The sequence below is a fragment of the Sulfurimonas sp. genome (genome assembly GCF_032250635.1).
In the GTDB taxonomy this organism is placed as follows: Bacteria; Campylobacterota; Campylobacteria; order Campylobacterales; family Sulfurimonadaceae; genus Sulfurimonas.
On sequence record NZ_JAVVFL010000161.1, the window covers coordinates 1 to 5,115 of the forward strand.

The 5,115-nt window shown below is 38.3% G+C and carries 5 protein-coding genes and 1 pseudogene; 2 read left to right on the plus strand and 4 right to left on the minus strand.

Going from position 1 to position 5,115, the window contains the following annotated elements; translation table 11 throughout:
- From RQ763_RS09370 to RQ763_RS09385, 4 genes and pseudogenes are all read right to left on the minus strand, one after another.
- Positions 1-856 (minus strand): annotated as a pseudogene (locus tag RQ763_RS09370) (Hpt domain-containing protein); the annotation flags it as partial.
- Positions 857-865: 9 nt separating this feature from the next.
- The gene (locus RQ763_RS09375; protein ID WP_314152586.1) at positions 866-1,255 is read right to left on the minus strand and encodes a PAS domain S-box protein; all 390 of its coding nucleotides are present in this window, start codon (positions 1,253-1,255) and stop codon (positions 866-868) included.
- A gap of 68 nt (positions 1,256-1,323) precedes the next feature.
- Positions 1,324-3,165, minus strand: coding sequence for an excinuclease ABC subunit UvrC (uvrC, locus tag RQ763_RS09380; RefSeq protein WP_314152587.1), 1,842 nt, complete (start codon positions 3,163-3,165; stop codon positions 1,324-1,326).
- Positions 3,155-3,379 (minus strand): hypothetical protein, encoded by a 225-nt coding sequence (locus tag RQ763_RS09385; protein ID WP_314152588.1) that lies wholly within the window; start codon positions 3,377-3,379, stop codon positions 3,155-3,157. The genes uvrC and RQ763_RS09385 overlap by 11 nt, the downstream gene beginning before the upstream one ends.
- A 198-nt stretch (positions 3,380-3,577) precedes the next feature.
- Here RQ763_RS09385 and RQ763_RS09390 point away from each other — a divergent pair, with 198 nt between their 5' ends.
- Both RQ763_RS09390 and nadB read left to right on the plus strand, forming a co-directional pair.
- Complete coding sequence (locus RQ763_RS09390) at positions 3,578-3,766, plus strand: hypothetical protein (RefSeq protein ID WP_294929747.1); 189 nt, start codon at positions 3,578-3,580, stop codon at positions 3,764-3,766.
- A partial coding sequence (nadB, locus tag RQ763_RS09395) for an L-aspartate oxidase (protein WP_314152591.1) occupies positions 3,763-5,115 on the plus strand: 1,353 nt, incomplete at its 3' end. The genes RQ763_RS09390 and nadB, both read left to right, overlap by 4 nt.

The window sequence follows — 5,115 nt, forward strand, 5'->3', positions numbered from 1 at the left end:
CTTCTACTCTAAGATTGGCCGCAACACCTTTTAGTTTATGCGACTGTATTCTTAAATGGTCTAAGTCTTCATTTTTTGCCGATTCATAAAGATCACTTTTAAAGCTGTTTGCTTGAGCAATAAAATCTTGGATAAACTCCTCTACCAAATCAATTGGAAGACCAAGCTCCTCTGATGCCGTTTGCGGATTGTAGACATAGTTAGCGAAAGGATTCCCTTCATCGCTTTCAGTTGTCTCCTCCTCTATTTTAAGGGGCTGTTTCTGGACAACCTCTTTTTTTTCTTCAAAATCAGGTTCGGGCGTGTACTCAAAGTCATCTTTGTCTATCTCAACATCAAGAGAGAGACTCTTCTCTTGTACTTCGGGCTCAATTGCATCGTAATCTTCTTCGTACGGGTCGTAAGATGTTTGATTTGAAACGCTCTCTATGACTGCTGGTGCATGGTAAAGCTCCTCGTGTGAAGGCTTCTCAAGAGCTGCATTTTTTTGAGCAATGTCGGCGGAGAATTTTTGGCTCTGCTCACCCGTTAATGCTTTTATACTTGGAAGATTGATTCTATAAGCTTTTTCTGAAGGGTTTTGAACTAAATAAATTGTTTGAATTTCAATAGGAGTAGCAAAATTTCTGCCTTTTACATTGATGATAACCTTAGCATCTATGCCACTCTCATTGCAGGTAATGTAATCAATCCAGTGTACATGTTTAAAGTTATGGATATAGCCCGGAGTTTTTACAAAAAGGTCTGCAAAATCATCTGCTTCATTTTGAAGTTCTGCCAAGCTGGATAAGCCAAGAGCTTTTAAGTAGCCCTCATCAATTCCTAAAAATTCTTTTTTATGATTATAGATTAACATTTGAACCCTTTAGTTTGTTTTGTTTTTTAGTTGAATATTTTTTCTTGGAGAAGGTTTGCTTACGGAGATAAAACCGGTCATCTGCTCTTGTTTATTAAAAATCGGGGCAATTTCCATATCCACCCAGCAGTAACGTCCGTCTTTTCGGAGATTTTTGAGCATTCCGTTCCAGACCTGACCGCTTTTTAAAGTTTTCCACATTTTTTCAAAAGTGGCTTCTTCAACATCAGGATGTCTGATAATGTCATGGCTGCGACCAATTAGTTCATCGCGCGAGTAACCAGATATTTCACAAAATTTTCTATTTACAAAGGTTATGTTGCCGTCTAAGTCTGTTTGACTTACAGCAACCTTGCCTTCAAAAACATACTCTTCATCTTTTGGTACAATTTTGTCCATAAAAAACCTTTGTATAATATAGTATTATAAATTGCACTAAATATAGCATTAATAATTTAAAAAAAAACTTATTTATAAATATTTTTTATTATATCGGCATCTTTTATGTTTAAAACAGAACTTATATCCTCTATAGTAGCTTTTTTTAGCATCTCAAACGTACCGAAGTGTTTTATAAGTTTTACAATTTTTGCTTGAGATATTCCTTTTAGTTCTAACAATTTGCTCTCTTGGTCTAGTTTGAGTTTTGTTTTTTTATGAAAGTTTATGGCACATCTGTGAGCTTCGTCTCTTAATTTTTGTACCCATTGAAGTCTTTTGTCGCTATCTTTGAGTCTAAAAATATCATCTTTTCGAGGAAACTTTGCTTCGCAATCGCTATTCGCTAGTTTTGTGTGGATGATATCGCTGGCTTTGCCTTTTGCGCGATGAGCTTTGGCATCAATTTTCTCTTTAGATACGGCAATAACATCTAAAAAAGTACCGCTAGATTCTAAAATCTCAAGTGCGAGTTTTAAAAGTGTTGCTCCACCGTCTAAAATCCATAAATCAGGCGGAGAGTTTTTTGAAAAGCTCTGGACTCTTCTTGTGAGTGTCTCTCTCATCTGGGCGTATTCGTCTCTGGCTTCAAGATGATATGTTCTGTAACTTTTTTTGTCAAATTTGCCATCTTCATATACCGCCATGGCACCAACTGTTGCGACGCCTGACATGTGGGAGTTGTCAAATATCTCTACTCTTTGTGGAAGTTTTTGCAAGTGTAAAAGCTCTTTGATTTGAGTTAGTATCTCATCTGAGTCCTGTTTGCGCTCATGCTTTAAAAGTTCCGCAGCATTGATGAGAGCCAGGTCAATAAGCTGTTTTTTATCTCCTTTTTTAGGGATGCGTATCTCTGCTTTTTTCTCAAAAATAGTTGTTAGATAACTCTCAATAATCTCTCGACCTTCAAACTCTGATGCGACTAAAATGGGTGCTACAATCGGAGGTTTGCCGATAGAGTAAAAATCCATAAGCACTCTTTGGTAAAGTTCATCCTCATCATACCCCTCATGCAGCTGTATGTAATCATGGGATGAGGAGATTATTCTGCCTTCTCTCATAAAAATGCGCACGACGACGGCTCTGTGCTCCGTGTGTCCAAGTACAAAGATGTCGTAATTTTCATCGCTTGCAAAATCTATCTCGCTCTTAATCTCTGAGCGCATAATTCTCTCACATCTGTCTCTAACTGCTCCGGCCTCTTCAAACCTTAGATTTTGGGCATAAAAGTGCATCTTCTCATGCAGTTTTTTTAAGAGTATTTTTTTGTTTTGAATCAACTCTTTTGCCAAATCAAGCTCTTTCGCATACTCCTCTTTGGAGACATCCTTCTCGCATGGACCCAGACATTTCCCTATCTGGTAGTAGAGGCAGAGTTTTTTTGATTTAAGAGAGCCTTTTTTTTGTACAAGGCGGCATAGCTCATAAACAGAATCCAAAATATCTCTCGCACCCACGGAGTAGGGACCGTAATATTTTATATTCGGAGATTTTATGATCTTTCGTGTTATCTCAAAGCGCGGATAATCGACCGAGTTGTCTATGTATATGTAGGGATATGTCTTATCGTCTCGAAGCAAAATATTATACTTGGGCGCGAGCTGTTTTATAAGAGAATTTTCCAAAATAAGCGCGTCATGTTCGGAGTTTACGATGATATAGTTCATGGAGAAAGTTTGTGAAATCATCTTTGTAATTCTGCTTGAGAGGTTTGTGTTTGGCTTTAGGCAGGGAGCGAAATTAAAGTAGCTTTTTACCCTTTTTGCAAGACTCTTTGCTTTGCCGACGTAGAGCAAGTGTCCGTCCTTGTCGAAATATTGGTAGATTCCAGCAGAGTCGGGTAGCTGTTTTATAGTCTCTTCAAGATTCATTTATATTTGCTTTTTTTATAATCTCTTGGATAGAGCGAATTAGGGAGTTTAGTTTCTCGTCATGTACATTTATTTCAAAATTCCCGCTTGAACGCTCTTTGTAGACCTGTTTTATCTCTTTATACTCTTCTATACTTTTTTTTGGAGTATGTGTTACAAAAGCTCTTATATCGTCAAAAAGGAGCGAGTCACACTCTTTGCACTCTAAGGGCATATGAAACTTTAAAGCACTTTTAATGCTTTGTATACTATTATCGAATTCTTGTTTCCCGACAGGATGATTAAATACGAAAAAAAGAGTTTTGTTTTTTATGTAAGCAAAGTTAATCATCCTCTGCACAGGCGGCGTAAACATTGATTGCACTATTTTTATACACTTATAATAAGATAACTTAGAGAGCTGAGGTCTACTTTGAAGAGAATCTATAATTTGACTGGCGTTTTTCATTCGATAATTATAACAATGTTTTTATTAGGTTTGAGTGGATGTGGATATAAAGATGCTCCATATTATCTCGAAGATGCGCCGCAAAGTGATGAGAACGTAAAGTTTATTATCAAAAAGAGCGAAAATAATGAAAGTGGCAATGAAAATAGATGAAATACGATGTAATAATAGTAGGTGCGGGTGTTGCCGGACTATACGCAGCCATGCACCTTCCTCGCACAAAAAAAGTTCTTATAATCAACAAAAGAGAGACCTTTAAGTGTAACAGCTTTTATGCTCAAGGCGGCATAGCTTTGGCGATAGACAAAGAGGATGTTCCTCTACATATACAAGATACACTTGACGCAGGAGCTGGACTTTGCAATGAAGAGGCTGTAAGAGTTTTGAGCGAAAATTCAAGAGCTACCATTGATGATTTGATAGCTCGCGGATTTAATTTTGACAGAGATAAAGATGGAAAGCTGCTCTACACGAAAGAGGCGGCTCACTCCAAAGAGCGCATACTTCACGCAGGCGGTGATGCAACAGGCAGACACATGCACTACTTTTTGCTAGAACAAAATCCGCATCCCATGTTGAGTGATGCGAGGGTTGTAGACCTGCTTATAAAAGATGGCGAATGTTACGGTGTGACGGTACTAGACCATAGAGAGAGCAGAAATATATACGCCGATAACGTAATCATCGCAAGCGGCGGGGTAGGCTCACTATATGAGTACCATACAAACGCTCCATGTATCAGTGCTGATATGCAGGGACTTTGCGTCTTAAAGGGGATAGAACTCGCTGATATGGAGATGATGCAGTTTCATCCAACAGTGTATGTAGATAACGACTCAGCGCAAAAAATGCTGCTTACCGAGGCGTTAAGAGGAGAGGGCGCAACCATTGAAGATGAGAAAGGGAGACGATTTCTTTTTGATTATGATGAGAGGGGCGAACTTGCCTCTAGGGATATTGTCAGCAAGGCGATATATGACTATAGTAAAAAAACAGGTATGCAGACATATCTCGCATTTAAAAATTTTGACCATCTCTATTTTACGAAAAGATTCCCAAACATATACAAAAATCTGCAACTTTTAGGATTTAACGCACCAAAAGACAGGGTTCCGATATCACCTGCATTTCATTATGCAATAGGCGGAATAAAGACCGACATAAACGGTGCTGTTCCAAGTGTCAAATCGCTTTATGCAGTGGGAGAGGTTGCCTCCACGAAAGTTCACGGAGCAAACAGACTTGCTTCAAACTCACTGTTGGAGGGTCTTGTTTTTGGCAAAAGAGCCGTAGAGGATATTCTTAGAAAAAAGCAGGCAAAAAAAGAGATTAAATTTGAGATTAGTGATGAGGTGATGAGCCTTAAAGAGGACAAAGAGAAAAAGAACATGCTTCGCAAAATCATGTGGGAAAACGTCTCTATCGTGAGGACAAAAAGCGGTTTAAACAGCGCATTAAATCAGATTAATGCTCTTTTAAATGAAAAAATTGGTAAACTTCTC